Below are 15,986 nucleotides of genomic sequence, written 5' to 3'. Positions count from 1 at the left end.
GTCAGACCTCGCTGGCCGGGTCGGTGTCGGCGCGCTTCGGGGCGTAGCGGGGGATGTACTCCTGGCCCGTGAGCTTCTGGATCTCGCTCATCACCTCGTCGGTCATCTGCCGCAGCGAGGTGCGATCGTCCGGGCGGCCGGTGAAGTCCAGCGGCTTTCCGAACTTCACGGTGATCTTGGCAGTGCCGGGGCGAGGTACCCGTGCCCCGATCGGCTGCGCCTTGTCCGTGCCGATCGTGCCCACCGGGATGATCGGCACACCGGCGGCGATCGCCAGCCGGGCCGCCCCGGTCCGGCCCCGGTAGAGCTTGCCGTCCGGGGAGCGGGTGCCCTCCGGGTAGACCACCACCAGGTCACCGCCCCGCAACGCCGGAATGGCGGCGTCGAACGCGGACAGCGCGGCACGCCCACCGGCCCGTTCGACCGGGATGGCGCCCAGACCGGTGAGGACGAACTTCGAGAACGCGCCCTTCGCGCCGGTGCCGGTGAAGTACTCGGACTTGGCCCAGAACGCCAGGTGCCGGGGCACCACCGTGCCGAGGAACAGCTCGTCCGCCACCGAGAGGTGGTTACCGGCGAAGATCGCGCCGCCGGTCTCCGGCACGTGTTCCAGACCCTCCACGGTCGGGCGGAACGCCAACCGCAGCGCGGGCGCCACGGTGAGCTTGCCGATGGTGTAGAGCAGGGGCACTGGTCCTCCGGCAGATGAGGTGCGAACAGGCGGTGTCACGGTAGCGGACGCCCCCACACCCCGCCGACGGAGGTGGGAGGCGTCCGCGTGCGTGTTCTACGACCGACGGACGGTGACCGTCACCCGCTCACCCTCGCCCACCTCACCGGCGAAACCGTCGAGGCCCTCGGCGAAGTCGACCGAGTCGGCCAGCACCTCACCCGACACGAACTCCAGGTACCCGGCCACCGCGGCGCGCACCTCGTCGGACGCCGACACCGACACCACGATCCGGTCCGAGACGTCCAGGTCGGCGTCACGGCGGGCCTGCTGCACCACCCGCACCACGTCGCGGGCCAGGCCCTCGGCGGCCAGCTCCGGGGTGACCTCGGTGTCGAGCACCACCACGCCCTCGCCACCGGGCAGCGGCGCGGAGTGCTCGGCGTCGGCGGCCACGAGACGCAGCTCGTACTCGCCCTCGGCCAGGGTGATGCCGGCCGCCACCGGCGCGCCCTCCACCAGCTCCCAGTCGCCCGCCTTGACCGCCTTGATCACCTGCTGGACCTGCTTGCCGACGCGCGGGCCGAGCGCCCGCGGCACCACGGTCAACACCTGCTCGCAGTACGCGGACAGCTCGGCGCTGAACTCCACCGCCTTCACGTTGACCTCGTCGGCGATCAGGTCGGCGAACGGGCGCAGTTGCTCCGCCGCCGGGGACGCCACGGTCAACGTCGACAGCGGCAGCCGTACCCGCAGCCCCTTGGCCTTGCGCAACGACAGCGCCGCCGAGGCGACCGCCCGCACGTTGTCCATCGCCGCGACGAGGTCGTGGTCGGCCGGGAACTCCTTGGCGGACGGCCAGTCGGTCAGGTGCACCGACCGCTCGCCCGTCAGGCCACGCCAGATCTCCTCCGCGGTCAGCGGCGCGAGCGGCGCCACCACCCGGCAGAGCGTCTCCAGCACCGTCGACAGCGTGTCGAAGGCGTTGGCGTCACCCGACCAGAACCGGTCCCGGGACCGGCGCACGTACCAGTTGGTCAGCGCGTCCAGGTAGGACCGGACGGTGGCGCACGCGCCGGAGATGTCGTACGCGTCCATCTGCGCGCCGACCGTCGCCACCAGCTCGTTGGTCTTCGCCAGGATGTACCGGTCGAGCAGGTGGGTGGAGTCGGTGCGCCGCCGCGCCTGATACCCGTCGGCGTTGGCGTACAGCGAGAAGAAGTACCAGACGTTCCACAGCGGCAGCAGCACCTGCCGTACCGCGTCGCGGATCAGCGTCTCGGTGACCGCCATGTCACCGCCCCGCAGCACCGGCGACGACATCAGCATCCAGCGCATCGCGTCCGACCCGTACGAGTCGAACACGTGGTAGACGTCCGGGTAGTTGCGCAGGCTCTTGGACATCTTGCGCCCGTCCGAGCCGAGCAGGATGCCGTGGCTCAGGCAGTTGCGGAACGCCGGCCGGTCGAACAGCGCGGTGGCCAGCACGTGCATGGTGTAGAACCAGCCGCGGGTCTGCCCGATGTACTCGACGATGAAGTCACCCGGGTAGTGGTGCTCGAACCAGTCGGCGTTCTCGAACGGGTAGTGCACCTGGGCGAACGGCATCGACCCCGACTCGAACCAGCAGTCCAGCACCTCCGGCACCCGGCGCATCATCGACTGACCGGTCGGGTCGTCCGGGTTGGGGCGGACCAGGTCGTCCACCGCCGGCCGGTGCAGGTCGCTCAGGCGTACGCCGAAGTCCCGCTCGATGTCGGCGAGCGAGCCGTAGACGTCCAGGCGCGGGTAGTTCGGGTCGTCGGACTTCCACACCGGGATCGGCGAGCCCCAGAACCGGTTCCGGCTGATCGACCAGTCCCGGGCGTTGGCCAGCCACTTGCCGAACGAGCCGTCCTTGATGTGGCCGGGCGTCCAGTTGATCTCCTGGTTCAGCTCGACCATCCGGTCCCGGAACTGGGTGACCGCCACGAACCACGACGACACCGCCTTGTAGACCAGCGGGGTGTCGCAGCGCCAGCAGTGCGGGTACGAGTGGGTGTAGGTGTCCTGCCGCAGCACCACCCCCCGCTCCTTCAGCTCCCGGATCACCGGCTTGTTGACGTCGAAGACCTGCTCACCCTGGTACGGCGGGACCAGCGCGGTGAACCGCGTGTGGTCGTCCACGGTGACGATGGTGGGGATGCCGGCGGCGTTGCAGACGTTCTGGTCGTCCTCACCGAACGCCGGGGCGAGGTGCACGATCCCGGTGCCGTCCTCGGTGGTGACGAACTCCGCCCCGAGCACCTGGTACGCGTTGTCGCCCGCCCGCTCGACGAGGAAGTCGAACAGCGGCGTGTAACGGCGTCCGACCAGGTCCCGGCCGTACACCGTGCCGAGGAGCTCGTACCCGTCCAGTTCCTTGGCGTACGCGGCCAGCCGCGCCGCCCCCACGACGAACCGCTCCCCGTCCCGGTCGAGCACCGCGTACTCGATGTCCGGGCCGACGGCGAGTGCCAGGTTCGACGGCAGGGTCCACGGCGTGGTGGTCCAGACGCCCAGCTTGACCGGCCCGCGCAGCAGCTCCGGGGCGGACTCGTCGGCGGTCAGCCCGAACCACACGGTCAGCGTCGGGTCGTGCCGGTCCCGGTAGACGTCGTCCATCCGGGTCTCGGTGTTCGACAGCGGCGTCTCACAGCGCCAGCAGTACGCCAGCACCCGGAAACCCTCGTAGATCAGACCCTTGTCGTGCAGGGTCTTGAAGGCCCACATGACGCTTTCCATGTAGTCCAGGTCGAGGGTCTTGTAGTCGTTGGTGAAGTCGACCCAGCGGGCCTGCCGGTTGATGTACCGCTCCCAGTCCTGGGTGAACTCCAGCACCGACGTGCGGCAGGCCTCGTTGAACCGGGCCACGCCCAGGTCGATGATCTCGGCCTTGCTGGTGATGCCGAGCTGCTTCTCGGCCACCACCTCGGCGGGCAGGCCGTGGCAGTCCCAGCCGAAGCGCCGCTCCACGTGCCGGCCGCGCATGGTCTGGTAGCGCGGCACCACGTCCTTGACGTACCCGGTGAACAGGTGGCCGTAGTGCGGCAGGCCGTTGGCGAACGGTGGACCGTCGTAGAAGACGTACTCGTTTTTGCCGTCCGTGCCGGCGGGACGGGCCTCGATGCTGGCCTCGAAGGTCTTGTCGGCCGTCCAGTGCTCCAGCACCCGGCGCTCGACCGCGGGCAGGTCCGGGCTCGCCGGGACACCGGCGGCGGTCGGGTCGTGCAGTGGATAGGCCATCGCCTGTCGCTCTCCTCGCAGCTCACTCAACGTGGGTCTGCGAGGACGAACCGTCCGGGGTACGCCGACAACGACGCTCCCCGGGTGGCCCGCGGTACCACCCCGCTTGGCGGTCAGGATCGACCGCCCGCTCATTGGCCGGCTGTGACGGGCCGGACCCGTCCGGTTCTACTGGGCCGGTCACCCGGCTGTTCTTCCGGAGGCTCACCGGTGATGGCCGGGTCATCGCCTTACGGCCTCCAACGATACAAGACCCACCCGCTCCCCCGCCCCCGACTAAACCCCACCCCGCCCCCACCCGGCCCCCACCCGGCCCCCACCCCGTCGATCATGAAGTTGTTGCCGTCCGGGTCGGCGTGTCGTGGCAACAACTTCATGATCAACCGAGGGGGACCCCGGGGTCAGGGGGTTGGGAGGGTGGTGGTCCAGAGGGAGGCGCCTTCGCGGTCGCGCAGGTGCACCGTCAGAGCCCCGGATTCGCCGTCGATCTGGACCTCGCCGAAGTGCTGGAAGCCCTCGGCCGGGGAGGTGTTCGCGCGCGGCGGGGCGTGCACGAAGACCGCCTGCGGTCCGAACGTGCCGTCGAGGGCGTTCGGGCCGAACGCGCCGGCGTGCGCCGGGCCGGAGACGAACTCCCAGAACGGCGTGAAGTCACCGACCGCCGCGCGGGACGGGTCGTAGTGGTGCGCGGCGGAGTAGTGCACGTCGGCGGTGAGGAAGACCATGCCGGTCACCCCGGCCCGGTGGGTCGCCCGCAGCACCTCGGCGAACTCCAGCTCACGCCCGAGCGGCGCGCCCGGGTCGCCCTGCGCCACGCCCTCCTGCGCGGCGGGACCGTCCGGCACCACGACCCCGATCGGCAGGTCGTTGGCGATCACCTTCCAGGTCGCCGTGGAGCGCTTCAGCTCCCGGATCAGCCACTCCCGCTGCTCGCGGCCGAGCAGACCGCGCTTCGGGTCGGCGTACGTGTTGCCGTCGTTGGGGTCCTTGTGCGTCCGCATGTCGAGCACGAAGACATCCAGCAGCGGCCCGTACGGGATCCGCCGGTACAGCGGCCCGTTGTCCGGCACCGGCAGCCACTCGTGGAACGCCTGGCTGGCCCGCGCGGCGAGCACGTCGACCCGCTGCTCGGTGTAGCGCGGGTCGTCCAGGATCTCCCCCGGATACCAGTTGTTGAGCACCTCGTGGTCGTCCCACTGGTTGATCTGCGGCACGGCCGCCGCGAACTCGCGCAGGTGCTCGTCGAGCAGGTTGTAGGCGAACTGCCCCCGGTACTCGGGCAGCGTCTCGGCGACCTTGCTCTTCTCCGGGGTCACCAGGTTGCGCCAGATCCGCCCGTCGGGCAGCGTCACCGACTCGACGAGCGGGCCGTCGGCGTAGACGGTGTCGCCGCTGCACAGGTAGAAGTCCGGACGGGTCGCGCGCATCGCCCGGAAGATCGACAGCCCGCCGAAGTTGGGATCGATCCCCCAGCCCTGGCCGACGATGTCCCCGGTCCAGACGAACCGCACGTCCCGGCGTCGGTGCCGACCCGGCGCGGTGGTGAACGACCCGGTCGACGGCTCGCTGACCACCCCGTGCCGGTCCAGGCTCTCCACCCGCACCCGGTAGTGCAGCCGCTCGGCGTCCGGCAGGCCCCGCAGCCGGACCTTGCCGGTGAAGTCCGCGTTCGGGCCCAGCACCGGGCCACGGAGCTGCCGCGCGCCCCGGAAGTCGGTGCGGCGGCTCAGTTCGACCAGCATCCGGCCCGGGCGGTCGGCCCGCGTCCAGACCAGCGCCGAATCCGCGGTCACGTCGCCGCTCTGCACCCCGTGGGTGAGCACGGGGCGTCCCGCCGGACGCCAGGCCGGAGCGGCGTTCGCGCCGGCGCCGCCCAGCAGCGCGCCGCCGGCGACTCCGGCTCCGGCCACCAGGCCAGCCCGCAGCAGGGTACGTCGATCAAGCTCGGTCATGCTTCCTCCCGGTCATGGGTGACCCCGTCGGTCTACCGGGCGCAGATGACCGCGGTCGGCGGTCCGGGTGACGGGCACCGGAACGCCCGCTGTCCGAAGGGCGCGAACGGGCGACCAGCGCGGCTTGACCCCGGTGACGGGCTCGCGCAGACTTCGCCGGTGCGTCCGCTCAACCACGACGAGTTCCAGGCCATGCGTCGATTCCCCGCGCTGGACGGCCTGCGGGCCGTCGCGGCCGTGATGGTCTTCGCCTTCCACTTCGGCGGCCCGTCCTGGGCCTGGTTGACCGGCTGGATCGGCGTACACCTGTTCTTCGTGCTCTCCGGCTTTCTGATCACGACGCTGCTGTTGCGGGAGGAACACCGCTACGGTCGGGTCTCGCTGCGCGCCTTCTACCTGCGGCGGTTCTTCCGGATCATGCCGGTGTACCTGCTCGTGCTGTTCCTGACCTGGGGCCTGGCCCGGCTCAACGGCACCGGCGACGCGGTCGAACGCTCGCTGCGCTACTACCTGCTGCTGCTCAACGACTTCCTGCCGGCCAACGCCCCGTACCTGCACTCCTGGACGATCGGGATCGAGCAGAAGTTCTACCTGCTCTGGCCGGCGATCGCCTTCGTGCTGGTGACCAGCGCCTTCCGTCGCCGGCTCGCCGTGACCCTCGGGCTCCTCGTGCTCCTCATCGCGCTGATCCCCCCGGAGATCGCCTGGCTGAGCTGGCCCATCCACTACGTGGCGATCCTGCTCGGCTGCCTGACGGCCGTGCTGATGCACCACCCGCGCGGCTTCGCCCTGTTCCGGCCGCTGACCCACCCGGTCACCGCCAGCGTGGTGATCGTGGCCTTCGCCGCGGTGCAGGTGGCCGTGCGGTACTGGCCGGCCCGCTTCGGCCAGGAGGCGCTGATCGGCTGCTACGCGGCGGCGGCCGCGCTGCTGCTGCCGGCTCTGCTGTCGCGCGGCGTCCTGGCCCGTGTGCTGGGGCTGCGGCCGCTGGTGTTCGTGGGCGAACGGTCGTACTCGATGTACCTGGTCCAGTCCATCGCGGCGCACGCGGCGGTCGGGCTGCTGCCCGCGCTCGGGCGGCACAGCACCGGCATCTTCGTGGGCGCCGTGGTGGTGGCGTTGGTCCTCGCGGACGTGCTCTACCGCTGGGTCGAGCTACCGATGATCAAGGTGGGCCGCGACCTGGCGGCACGGGTGTCCCGACCCGCACCCCGCGACCAGGACCGCCCGCCCGGCGACGTCGACGGTGTCGTCCGGATCCCCCGCCCCCGCGAGGTGCTCCCGGACACCGTCCCCGCGACGCGCGGCTGACCCCCTCGACGTGACCGGGCTCATAGGCCCGGTTGTCACAGCGCGACCGACCGGACCGTCGTAGCGGTGTCGAACCGATCAGGGAGGTTGCCGTGCAACGGATGAAGCTCTTCGAGGTCGCGCCGCAGGGATACCAGGCCGTGTCGGGCCTGGAGAAGTACGTGCGCGCGAACGTCGATCCCACCGTGTTGGAGTTGGTCAAGATCCGGGCGTCGATGTCGAACGGCTGTGCGTTCTGCGTGGACATGCACAGCCGCGAGGCACTGGCCGACGGCGAGTCGGACCGGCGCCTGTTCGCCATGGCCGCCTGGCGTGAGGCACCGTTCTTCGACGAGCGCGAGCGGGCGGCGCTGGCGCTCACCGACGCGGTGACCCGGCTGGGCGAGCACGGCGTGCCGGACGACGTCTGGGACGCCGCCGCGAAGGTCTGGTCGGAGAAGGAACTGGCCGATCTGATCCTCGCGATCGCCACAATCAACGTGTGGAATCGCATCGCGGTGACGACGCGCATGGAGCCCCCGGCTCAGGCGTGACGACCACGGCGGCAGAGGCGGCCGGTGCGCTCGAGGCGCACCGGCCGATGCTGCTCGGACTCGCCTATCGGCTGCTCGGCAGTCGGCACGATGCCGAGGACGTGCTCCAGGAGACGTACCTGCGCTGGTTGGGCGCGGACCGCTCGACGGTGGCCGAGCCCCGCCGCTACCTGTCCCGGGTGGTGACCCGGCTCGCGCTGGACCGGCTGCGGGCCCGGCAGGCGGCCCGCGAGACGTACGTCGGACCGTGGCTGCCCGAGCCGGTGCCGACCGAGCCCTCGCCGTTCGGCCCGCTGGACCGCGCGGAGCTGCGTGACTCGCTGTCCACCGCGTTGCTGCACGTGCTGGAACGGCTCACGCCGCCGGAGCGTGCCGTGTACGTCCTGCGCACCGCGTTCGACCTGCCGTACGCCGAGATCGCGGAGATCCTGGACCGGACCCCGCAGGACTGTCGTCAGCTGTACCACCGGGCGAGCACGCGCGTACGCCAGGAGGACCGCCGCTTCACCGCCAGCCGGTCCGAGCGTGAGCGGTTGCTGGAGGCGTTCCTCGCCGCCGCCCGGAACGGGGACCTGGCGACGCTCACCCACCTGATGGCCGAGGACGTCACCGCGTGGAACGACGGTGGTGGTCGTGTCCGCTCCGCGCGCAACCCGGTGCGGGGCGCGGACCGGGTCGCCCGGTACTACGCCGGGATCTACGGCCCGCACCGTGCGTGGACGGCACGTCGACTGGAGCTGAACGGCGAACCGGCCATCCTGCTCACCCGCGGCGACGGCGGCCGGTACACGCTGACCGTCGCCGCGGCAGCCGGCCGGATCAGCGAGGTCTACGTGGTGGGCAACCCGGAGAAGCTACCCCCGGCCGCCTGAGATCGTGAGGTCGTCAGCCCAGCTCGGGGAACCAGAGCGCGATCTCGCGCTTGGCGCTGTCCGGCGAGTCGGAGGCGTGCACCAGGTTCTCCCGGTTGGAGAGCGACAGGTCGCCCCGGATGGTCCCGGCGGCGGCCTTGCGGCCGTCGGTCGCGCCGACCAGCCCACGGACCACGTCGATGACCTGGTCGCCGGAGAGGACCAGGGCGACCAGCGGACCGCCGGTCATGAAGTCCTTCAGCGGCGGGTAGAACGCCTTGTCGACGTGCTCGGCGTAGTGCGCGTCCGCGAGCGCGGCGTCCATGGTCCGGTGCACCATCGCGTCGATCCGCAGCCCTTTGCGCTCGAAGCGGGAGAGGAGCTCGCCGACCAGGCCGCGGCGGACCGCGTCGGGCTTGATCAGCACGAGGCTGCGCTCTTCCGGGCTGTCGTTGGACACGCTGGGTTCCTCCTGTACGCGCAGAACGCTTGGGCTCGGTACCGTCAGCCTAGCGACCCGGTCCCGGCGCCGGCGCGGCGGCCGGTCTTTCCTCCGGTGGCCGATCCGGCCTAGCCTGGCCCTGACCCCCGGGAGGTCCACTGTGGCGAATGGCGGGAACCGGCCCATCGCGCCGGTACGCAAGCTGATCGGCACGGTGCTCGGCACCGTGGCCACCTTCGTCGTCCTCTTCGGGCTGGGCATGACCAGCTGGGCCATCGTCGCGCTCGGCGTCGCCCTGCTCGTGCTGGCGATCGCGCTGGCCACCGTGAAGGGCGGCGGACGCACCTGGGTGGTCGGCGTGGCGCACGTGCACAGCGCCTCCGAACCACCCACCCAGTACGCGTTCGGCCGGTGCGAGCTGCAACTGGTCATCGACGCGCCCGGCCTGCCGCCCCGATCCAAGAAGATCATCGAGCCGCGGGTACCGGTCTCCAAGTGGCCGTCGTTGGGCCAGACCCTGCCCATCCGGGTCGCGCTCGACGACCAGCGGCACGTCAAGGTTCTCTGGGACGAGGTGCCCACCCACGCCGAGACCGCCGCGGCCGTCGCGGACCTGCCGCCCGAGTTCGGCGACATCGACCCCGTCGACGAGGTGCTGATCGAGCAGGACGCCCCGCCGTGGGCGGACCGCGCGCCCGACGACGACTTCCGGGACGCGCGCGGCGGCGACCCGTTCGGCCCTGACCCGTTCGGCGACCCGCGCGGCCCCGATCCGTTCCGCGACCCGCGCGGCGGCGACCCGTTCCGCGACCCGCGCGGTCCCGACCCCCTGCGCGACGACCGGTCCGTCGTATCCGACGAGCGCGAGCCGGTGGTGGTGAGCCAGACCCCGGGCGGCCCGGTGGTCCTCGAAGGCGTCGTCGTCGAGCAGCAGCCCGGTGCGGGACTGCCCCGCCGGGCCACTCCCGCCCCCCGGTCTCCGGCTGAGGAGCACTTCGACCAGCCCGACGTCGACACTGCCGAGCCGGACGACGTCCGTGCCGCCGAGTCCGACGACGACCGCGTGGACGCGGGAGCGCAGGCCCGGTCCGCGCCGGGCGCGGACCGGCCGACCGACGCCCCGCCGGCGCAGCGGACCGGCCCGCTCGCTACCGACCCGCTGGACCCGCTGGACCTGCCGCTGGACGATCCGACCCCGGCGGGAGCGGCCCGCGAGACCGTCACGGCCGAGGCCCTGGACGAGGCGATCTTCGGGTACGACGGAGCGTCGGCGGCGGATCCGGCCGGTCCCATCAGCGGCGTCGGCCTGACCCTGCTGGTCACCGACCTGGCCCGGTCGCTCGGTTTCTACCGGGACATGCTCGGCTTCACCGAGGTCGACCAGGGCACCGGCAACGCGGTGCTCGCCTTCGGCTCGACCCGGCTGGTGCTGCGCGAGGTGACCGGGGCGGCGCCCATCAGTCGCCGGCTCGTGCACGTCAACCTCGAGGTGGACGACATCGAGGCGGCGTACGGACGGCTGCGCGGATCCGGTGTCCGCTTCACGTACGCCCCACGCGTGGTCAACCGGGGCAGCAGGCTGGAGGTGTGGGCGGCGGCCTTCCGGGACCCGGACGGCCACGGCATCGCCCTGACCCAGTGGCGCGAACGCGCCGACGCCTGACCGCCCCTCGGGCGTCAGCCGAGGATGACCCGGCGGACGTGCAGCGCGTACGCCCAGACCAGCGCGAAGATGACGCCCAGCACGAGCAGCGACCAGTGCAGCAGCCCGGCCAGCATCAGCAGGCCCTGCAACACGGTGCCGGCGTGCCAGGCCCAGGGACGCCGCATCATGCCGGCCAGCAGGATGGCGGCCACCGCCAGGGCCACCACCACGGCGATCGCGGCGCCGCCCAGGTCACCGCCGACCACCCGGATCGGTTGGATGGCCAGCAGCAGCACCAGCGCCTCCAGGCCGAGCGTTCCCGCGCCGAGACCCCGTACGGCCGCCTGCGGGTTCCGCAGGCCGGAGCGCCGTACCTGCCCGACCTCCGGCTCCCCCGCGCCCGATCCGGACCCGCCCGCGTCGGCGCGCGACGGGTCGGTCGGGTCGTCGGTGGCGCGGGGGTCGCGCTCGGGGCCGGTCATCGCTTCAGCAGCCGGCGCGCGTCGGCGACCGTGACCACCGAACCCGTCACCAGGACACCGACGCCGCTGAGCTCACCGGGTACGTCCTCCTCGGCCAACGCGACCGCCAGCTCGATGGCGTCCGGCACCTCCTCGGCCACCTCGACGCGTTCCTCGCCGAAGATCTCGACGGCGAGCGCGGCGAGCTCCTTCGTCGGCATCGCCCGTGGCGAGCTGTTGCGGGTGACCACCACGACGTCGGCCACCGGCTCCAGCAGCTCCAGCAGGCTGCTCGCGTCCTTGTCGGCGAGGACACCCACCAGCGCCACCAGCTTGCTGAACGCGAACTCCTCCTGCAGCGCGGTCACGGTCGCGGCCATGCCGTGCGGGTTGTGCGCGCCGTCCAGCAGGACGGTCGGTGCGCTGCGGACCCGCTCCAGCCGACCCGGAGAGCTGGCCGTGGCGAACCCCTCCCGGACGGCTTCGACGTCGAGCTGGCGGCGGGCCCCGGCCCCGAGGAACGCCTCCACGGCGGCGAGCGCCACCGCGGCGTTCTGTGCCTGGTGCGCGCCGTGCAGGGGGATGAACACGTCGTCGTAGACGCCGCCGAGGCCCTGCAGCTTGAGCACCTGCCCGCCGACGGCGACCGCCCGGCTCAGCACGCCGAACTCGGCGCCCTCGCGGGCGATGGTGGCCCCCACCTCGGAGCAGCGTTCGAGCAGGGGTCGCGCGGCCTCCTCCTCCTGCGCCGCCGAGATCACGGTGGCGCCCGGGTGGATGATGCCGGCCTTGGCCAGCGCGATGTCCTGGAGCGTGTCGCCGAGCCACTCGGTGTGGTCCAGGCCGATCGGCGTGATCACGCAGACTCCGGCCTGGATGACGTTGGTGGCGTCCTCGGCGCCGCCGAGGCCCACCTCGACCACGGCGATGTCGACGGGCGCGTCGGCGAACGTGGCGAACGCCAACGCGGTCGTCATGTCGAAGTACGTCAGCGGCTCGTCCGAGCGCGCGTCGACCAGCTCGGCCAGCGGCTTGATCTCCCCGTACACCGCGGCGAAGCGCTCCTCGCTCACCGGTTCGCCGTCCAGGCTGATCCGCTCCCGGACGGTCTCCAGGTGCGGACTCGTGTACCTGCCGGTGTGCAGCCCGAACGCCCGCAGCAGCGAGTCGATCATCCGTGCGGTGGAGGTCTTGCCGTTGGTGCCGGTGAGGTGGATCGACGGGTACGCCCGCTGCGGGCTCCCGAGCAGGTCGAGCAGCGACTCGATGCGGTCCAGCTCGAACACCATGCGGGTGAAACCGCGAGCGTTCAGCTCGGCTTCGGCGGCGGCGAAATCGGTACGGTCGGTCACGAGGTAAGCGTCTCCAGAGCGGCGTCGATCCGGACCAGGTCGGCCTCGGCGGTGGCGAGCCGGTCGCGGATCTTCGCGACGACCGGCTCGGGGGCCTTGCCGATGAAGGCCGGGTTGTCGAGCTTCGCCTGGGCCTGCGCGACCTCCTTCTGGGCGGCCGCGCGGTCCTTGGTCAGCCGGGCCCGCTCGGCGGCCACGTCGATCGACCCCCGGGTGTCCAACGCGACACCTACCGCGCCGGGCATGGCCAACGTCGCGCTGGCCTGGAAGTCGTCACCGGCGGGGTCGAGGCGAACCAGCGACCGGATCAGCGGCTCGTGGGCCGCGATGCCGGCCCCGGCCAGCCCGTCCAGGCGGGCCGCGACCCGCTGCGTCGGGCGTAGCCCCTGGTCGGAACGGAACCGGCGGATCTCGGTGACGACCCGCTGCACGGCGGCCAGCTCGACCTCGGCGGCGTCGTCGACCAACGTCCGGTCGGCCACCGGCCAGGCGACGGCCTGCACCGTCTCGCCGCCGGTCAGCGCGAGCCACAACTCCTCGGTGACGAACGGGATGACCGGGTGCAGCAGCCGCAGCAGCTGGTCCAGGACGTGGCCGAGAACCCGGCGGGTCACGTCGGCCTGCTCACCGCCCTCGGCGAGCACCGGCTTGCTCAGCTCGACGTACCAGTCGCAGACGTCGTCCCAGGCGAAGTGGTAGAGCAGATCACAGACCTTGGCGAACTCGTACGCCTCGAACTGCTCGTCGACCTCGGCGGTGACGTGCGCCAGCCGGGACAGGACCCACCGGTCGACGGTGGAGAGCCGCTCGACGGGCGGCAGGTCGCCGGTCGTGTGCGCGCCGTTCATCAACGCGAACCGGGTGGCGTTCCAGAGCTTGTTGCAGAAGTTACGCGAGCCCTGGCACCACTCCTCGCTCACCGGCACGTCCTGGCCGGGGTTCGCGCCCCGGGCCAGGGTGAACCGGGTGGCGTCGGCGCCGTACCTGTCGATCCAGTCCAGCGGGTCGACCACGTTGCCGAACGACTTCGACATCTTCTTGCCGAACTGGTCGCGCACCATGCCGTGCAACGCGACCACGTCGAAGGGCGGCCGGCCGTCCATCGCGTAGAGGCCGAACATCATCATCCGGGCGACCCAGAAGAACAGGATGTCGTACCCGGTGACCAGCACGCTGGTGGGATAGAACTTCGCCAGGTCCGGGGTCTCTTCCGGCCAGCCCAGGGTCGAGAACGGCCACAGGCCGCTGGAGAACCAGGTGTCGAGGACGTCCTCGTCCTGGCGCCAACCCTCGCCGGTCGGCGGCGTCTCGTCGGGACCGACGCACACGATCTCGCCGGCCGGCCCGTACCAGACCGGGATGCGGTGCCCCCACCAGAGCTGGCGGGAGATGCACCAGTCGTGCATGTTGTCGACCCAGGCGAAGTAGCGCTTCGCCAGCTCGGCCGGCTCGATACGGACCCGACCGTCGCGCACCGCGTCACCGGCGGCCTGCGCGAGCGGGGCGGTGTTGACGAACCACTGCAACGACAGGCGCGGCTCGACGGTCGTCTTGCAACGCGAACAGTGGCCGACGGCGTGCACGTACGGCCGCTTCTCGGCGACGATCCGGCCCTGTTCCCGCAGCGCGGCCACGATCGCCGGCCGCGCCTCGAACCGGTCCAGCCCCTCGAACGGGCCGGGCACGGTGATGACGCCGCGCTCGTCCATGACGGTCAGCGAGGGCAGGTCGTGCCGCTGGCCGATCTCGAAGTCGTTCGGGTCGTGGGCGGGGGTCACCTTGACCATGCCGGTGCCGAAGGACGGGTCGACGTGCGCGTCGGCCACGATCGGGATCCGTCGGCCGGTGAGCGGCAGCTCGACCTCGGTGCCGATCAGGTGCTGGTAGCGCTCGTCGTCGGGGTGCACCGCCACGGCGGTGTCGCCGAGCATCGTCTCGGCCCGCGTGGTGGCCACCACGACCTCGTCGCTGTAGCGGATCGAGATCAGCTCACCGTCGTCGTCGGTGTGCTCGACCTCGATGTCCGACAGTGCGGTCAGGCAGCGCGGACACCAGTTGATGATCCGGTTGGCCCGGTAGATGAGGCCGTCGTCGAAGAGCTTCTTGAAGATCGTCTGGACCGCGCGGCTCAGGCCGGCGTCCATGGTGAAGCGCTCCCGCTCCCAGTCGACGGAGTCGCCGAGGCGGCGCATCTGGCCGAGGATCTTGCCACCCGACTCGGCCTTCCACTGCCAGACCCGCTCGACGAACTTCTCCCGACCGAGGTCGTGCCGCGACAGCCCTTCGGCGGCGAGCTGACGCTCGACCAGGTTCTGGGTGGCGATGCCGGCGTGGTCCATGCCGGGCAGCCACAGCGCCTCGAAGCCCTGCATCCGCTTGCGCCGGGTCAGGGCGTCCATGAGCGTGTGCTCGAACGCGTGACCCATGTGCAGCGAGCCGGTGACGTTCGGCGGCGGAATGACGATGGTGAAGGGGGGCTTGTCGCTGTCGGCGGAGGCCCGGAAGTGCCCAGCGGCTACCCACTGCTCGTACCGCCGCTGCTCTACCTCGCCAGGCTGGTACTGGCCGGCAAGGGTCGGGGCGTCGGGGCGTCGGGCATCCAGTCTCTCGGTCACCCGACAAGTCTACGAAGGGCTTCTGCGGACCTGACGTGCGCCACCTCTCGTTCGCGTACGGTGTCGGCTATGTCCGACGCACATCTCACCGACCGGTCGCTCGACCACGGCCGCGAGCCGGTCGAACTGACCGAGGAGCCGATCCAGCTGAGCACGCGGGACACCGGCGGAGATCCCGACGAGCGGTCCGCTGGCTGGTCCCGCCGTCGCAAGATCGGCTGGACGGTCGCCCTGCTCGTCGGTCTCGCGGGCGCGGGTGTGCTGGGGGTCGGTGGGTGGCGTGTGGCGCAGCAGAAGCACACCCGGCTGTCCTCGCCCGAGCGGGTGGCGGGGTTGACGCGGGACGACAGCGAACGCGCCAAGAGCACGGCGGACTACCTGCGCAGCGGCCTGGCCGCCGACATCGACCTGGACCGGAGCTTCGGCACCGTCTACCGCGACCCCGCCGACGAGAAGCGCGCGGTCCTGGTCTTCGGCGGCACGACGCTGCTCTGGCAGCCCGAACGCGACCTGGACAGCCTCTTCGGCCTGATGTCCGACGAGACCGGAGCGGTGACGGGGCTGCGCGAGGTGCCCGCGGGCAAGCTGGGTGGCGTCATGAAGTGCGGCAGCACGAGCGGTGAGGGCGGCGACTTCGCGGTGTGCGGTTGGGCCGACCACGGCAGCGTCGTGATGGCGATGTTCCCCGGCAGGTCGGTGACCGACGCGGGCGCCCTCCTGGGCGACCTCCGCAACGAAATGCAATCCCGAACCTAACCCCCACCCCTGTCCCGCCCGCGCCCCGCCCCGCCCTCGGCGCGTTGATCATGAAGTTATTGTCATGACACGCCGATGGCGGTGGCAATAACTTCATGATCACCGGGCGCTGGGCGGGTCCGGGGCGCGGGCGG

12 protein-coding genes are annotated in these 15,986 nt (G+C 71.5%); 5 read left to right on the top strand and 7 right to left on the bottom strand.

From position 1 onward, the window contains the following. Position 1 precedes the first annotated feature (1 nt). The 3 genes from ACIA3K_RS24770 to ACIA3K_RS24760 all read right to left on the bottom strand — a co-directional run bounded on the left by ACIA3K_RS24770 (position 2) and on the right by ACIA3K_RS24760 (position 5,886). A complete protein-coding gene (locus ACIA3K_RS24770; protein WP_396804092.1) occupies positions 2–691 on the bottom strand; it encodes a lysophospholipid acyltransferase family protein in 690 nt (229 codons plus the stop codon). A 96-nt stretch (positions 692–787) separates the two neighbouring features. Next, complete coding sequence (ileS, locus tag ACIA3K_RS24765; RefSeq protein WP_396804091.1) at positions 788–3,934, bottom strand: isoleucine--tRNA ligase; 3,147 nt, start codon at positions 3,932–3,934, stop codon at positions 788–790. Positions 3,935–4,335: 401 nt separating this feature from the next. Beyond that, on the bottom strand, positions 4,336–5,886 hold the full coding sequence (locus ACIA3K_RS24760) for an alkaline phosphatase D family protein (protein ID WP_396804090.1): 1,551 nt from the start codon (positions 5,884–5,886) through the stop codon (positions 4,336–4,338). A 159-nt stretch (positions 5,887–6,045) separates the two neighbouring features. Here ACIA3K_RS24760 and ACIA3K_RS24755 point away from each other — a divergent pair, with 159 nt between their 5' ends. The 3 genes from ACIA3K_RS24755 (at position 6,046) to sigJ (ending at position 8,602) form a co-directional block, all read left to right on the top strand. Next, entirely contained in the window at positions 6,046–7,197 is a 1,152-nt protein-coding gene (locus tag ACIA3K_RS24755) for an acyltransferase family protein (RefSeq protein ID WP_396804089.1), read from the top strand. Positions 7,198–7,298: 101 nt separating this feature from the next. Continuing rightward, positions 7,299–7,730, top strand: coding sequence for a carboxymuconolactone decarboxylase family protein (locus ACIA3K_RS24750; protein ID WP_396804192.1), 432 nt, complete (start codon positions 7,299–7,301; stop codon positions 7,728–7,730). Then, positions 7,727–8,602, top strand: coding sequence for an RNA polymerase sigma factor SigJ (gene sigJ / locus ACIA3K_RS24745; protein WP_396804088.1), 876 nt, complete (start codon positions 7,727–7,729; stop codon positions 8,600–8,602). Before ACIA3K_RS24750 ends, sigJ begins: the two co-directional genes overlap by 4 nt. A gap of 13 nt (positions 8,603–8,615) precedes the next feature. Here the strand turns inward: sigJ and ndk are convergent, their stop codons facing one another. Further along, positions 8,616–9,041 carry a nucleoside-diphosphate kinase gene (gene ndk / locus ACIA3K_RS24740; RefSeq protein ID WP_357134476.1) on the bottom strand — a complete coding sequence of 142 codons (426 nt, stop codon included), beginning with the start codon at positions 9,039–9,041 and terminating at the stop codon, positions 8,616–8,618. A 142-nt stretch (positions 9,042–9,183) separates the two neighbouring features. On the opposite strand from ndk, the gene ACIA3K_RS24735 reads away from it, so the two are divergent. Then, positions 9,184–10,686 carry a VOC family protein gene (locus ACIA3K_RS24735; protein ID WP_396804087.1) on the top strand — a complete coding sequence of 501 codons (1,503 nt, stop codon included), beginning with the start codon at positions 9,184–9,186 and terminating at the stop codon, positions 10,684–10,686. Between the two features lie 14 nt (positions 10,687–10,700). Here the strand turns inward: ACIA3K_RS24735 and ACIA3K_RS24730 are convergent, their stop codons facing one another. From ACIA3K_RS24730 to ACIA3K_RS24720, 3 genes are read right to left on the bottom strand one after another with little or no spacing between them, the layout of a single operon-like run. Beyond that, a complete protein-coding gene (locus ACIA3K_RS24730; RefSeq protein WP_396804086.1) occupies positions 10,701–11,150 on the bottom strand; it encodes a DUF4233 domain-containing protein in 450 nt (149 codons plus the stop codon). Continuing rightward, positions 11,147–12,481, bottom strand: a complete 1,335-nt coding sequence (locus ACIA3K_RS24725) for a folylpolyglutamate synthase/dihydrofolate synthase family protein (RefSeq protein ID WP_355053152.1) — start codon at positions 12,479–12,481, stop codon at positions 11,147–11,149. Before ACIA3K_RS24725 ends, ACIA3K_RS24730 begins: the two co-directional genes overlap by 4 nt. Further along, entirely contained in the window at positions 12,478–15,096 is a 2,619-nt protein-coding gene (locus ACIA3K_RS24720; RefSeq protein ID WP_396804085.1) for a valine--tRNA ligase, read from the bottom strand. The genes ACIA3K_RS24725 and ACIA3K_RS24720 overlap by 4 nt, the downstream gene beginning before the upstream one ends. A gap of 69 nt (positions 15,097–15,165) precedes the next feature. Between ACIA3K_RS24720 and ACIA3K_RS24715 the strand changes: the two genes are divergently transcribed. Then, a complete protein-coding gene (locus ACIA3K_RS24715) occupies positions 15,166–15,852 on the top strand; it encodes a hypothetical protein (RefSeq protein ID WP_396804084.1) in 687 nt (228 codons plus the stop codon). Positions 15,853–15,986 lie beyond the last annotated feature (134 nt).

Origin of the sequence: Micromonospora sp. NPDC051543 (assembly GCF_044454415.1) — a bacterium.
Lineage (GTDB): Bacteria > Actinomycetota > Actinomycetes > Mycobacteriales > Micromonosporaceae > Micromonospora.
This window is presented reverse-complemented; position numbering and strand designations above follow the sequence as displayed.

What these genes read in the sequence shown, in the direction of transcription:
- ACIA3K_RS24750 (WP_396804192.1), top strand. Translation starts at nt 7,299, where the DNA reads ATGAAGCTCTTCGAGGTCGCGCCGCAGGGATACCAGGCCGTGTCGGGC.
- ACIA3K_RS24715 (WP_396804084.1), top strand. Translation starts at nt 15,166, where the DNA reads ATGTCCGACGCACATCTCACCGACCGGTCGCTCGACCACGGCCGCGAG.
- ACIA3K_RS24730 (WP_396804086.1), bottom strand. Translation starts at nt 11,150, where the DNA reads ATGACCGGCCCCGAGCGCGACCCCCGCGCCACCGACGACCCGACCGAC.
- ACIA3K_RS24760 (WP_396804090.1), bottom strand. Translation starts at nt 5,886, where the DNA reads ATGACCGAGCTTGATCGACGTACCCTGCTGCGGGCTGGCCTGGTGGCC.
- ileS (WP_396804091.1), bottom strand. Translation starts at nt 3,934, where the DNA reads ATGGCCTATCCACTGCACGACCCGACCGCCGCCGGTGTCCCGGCGAGC.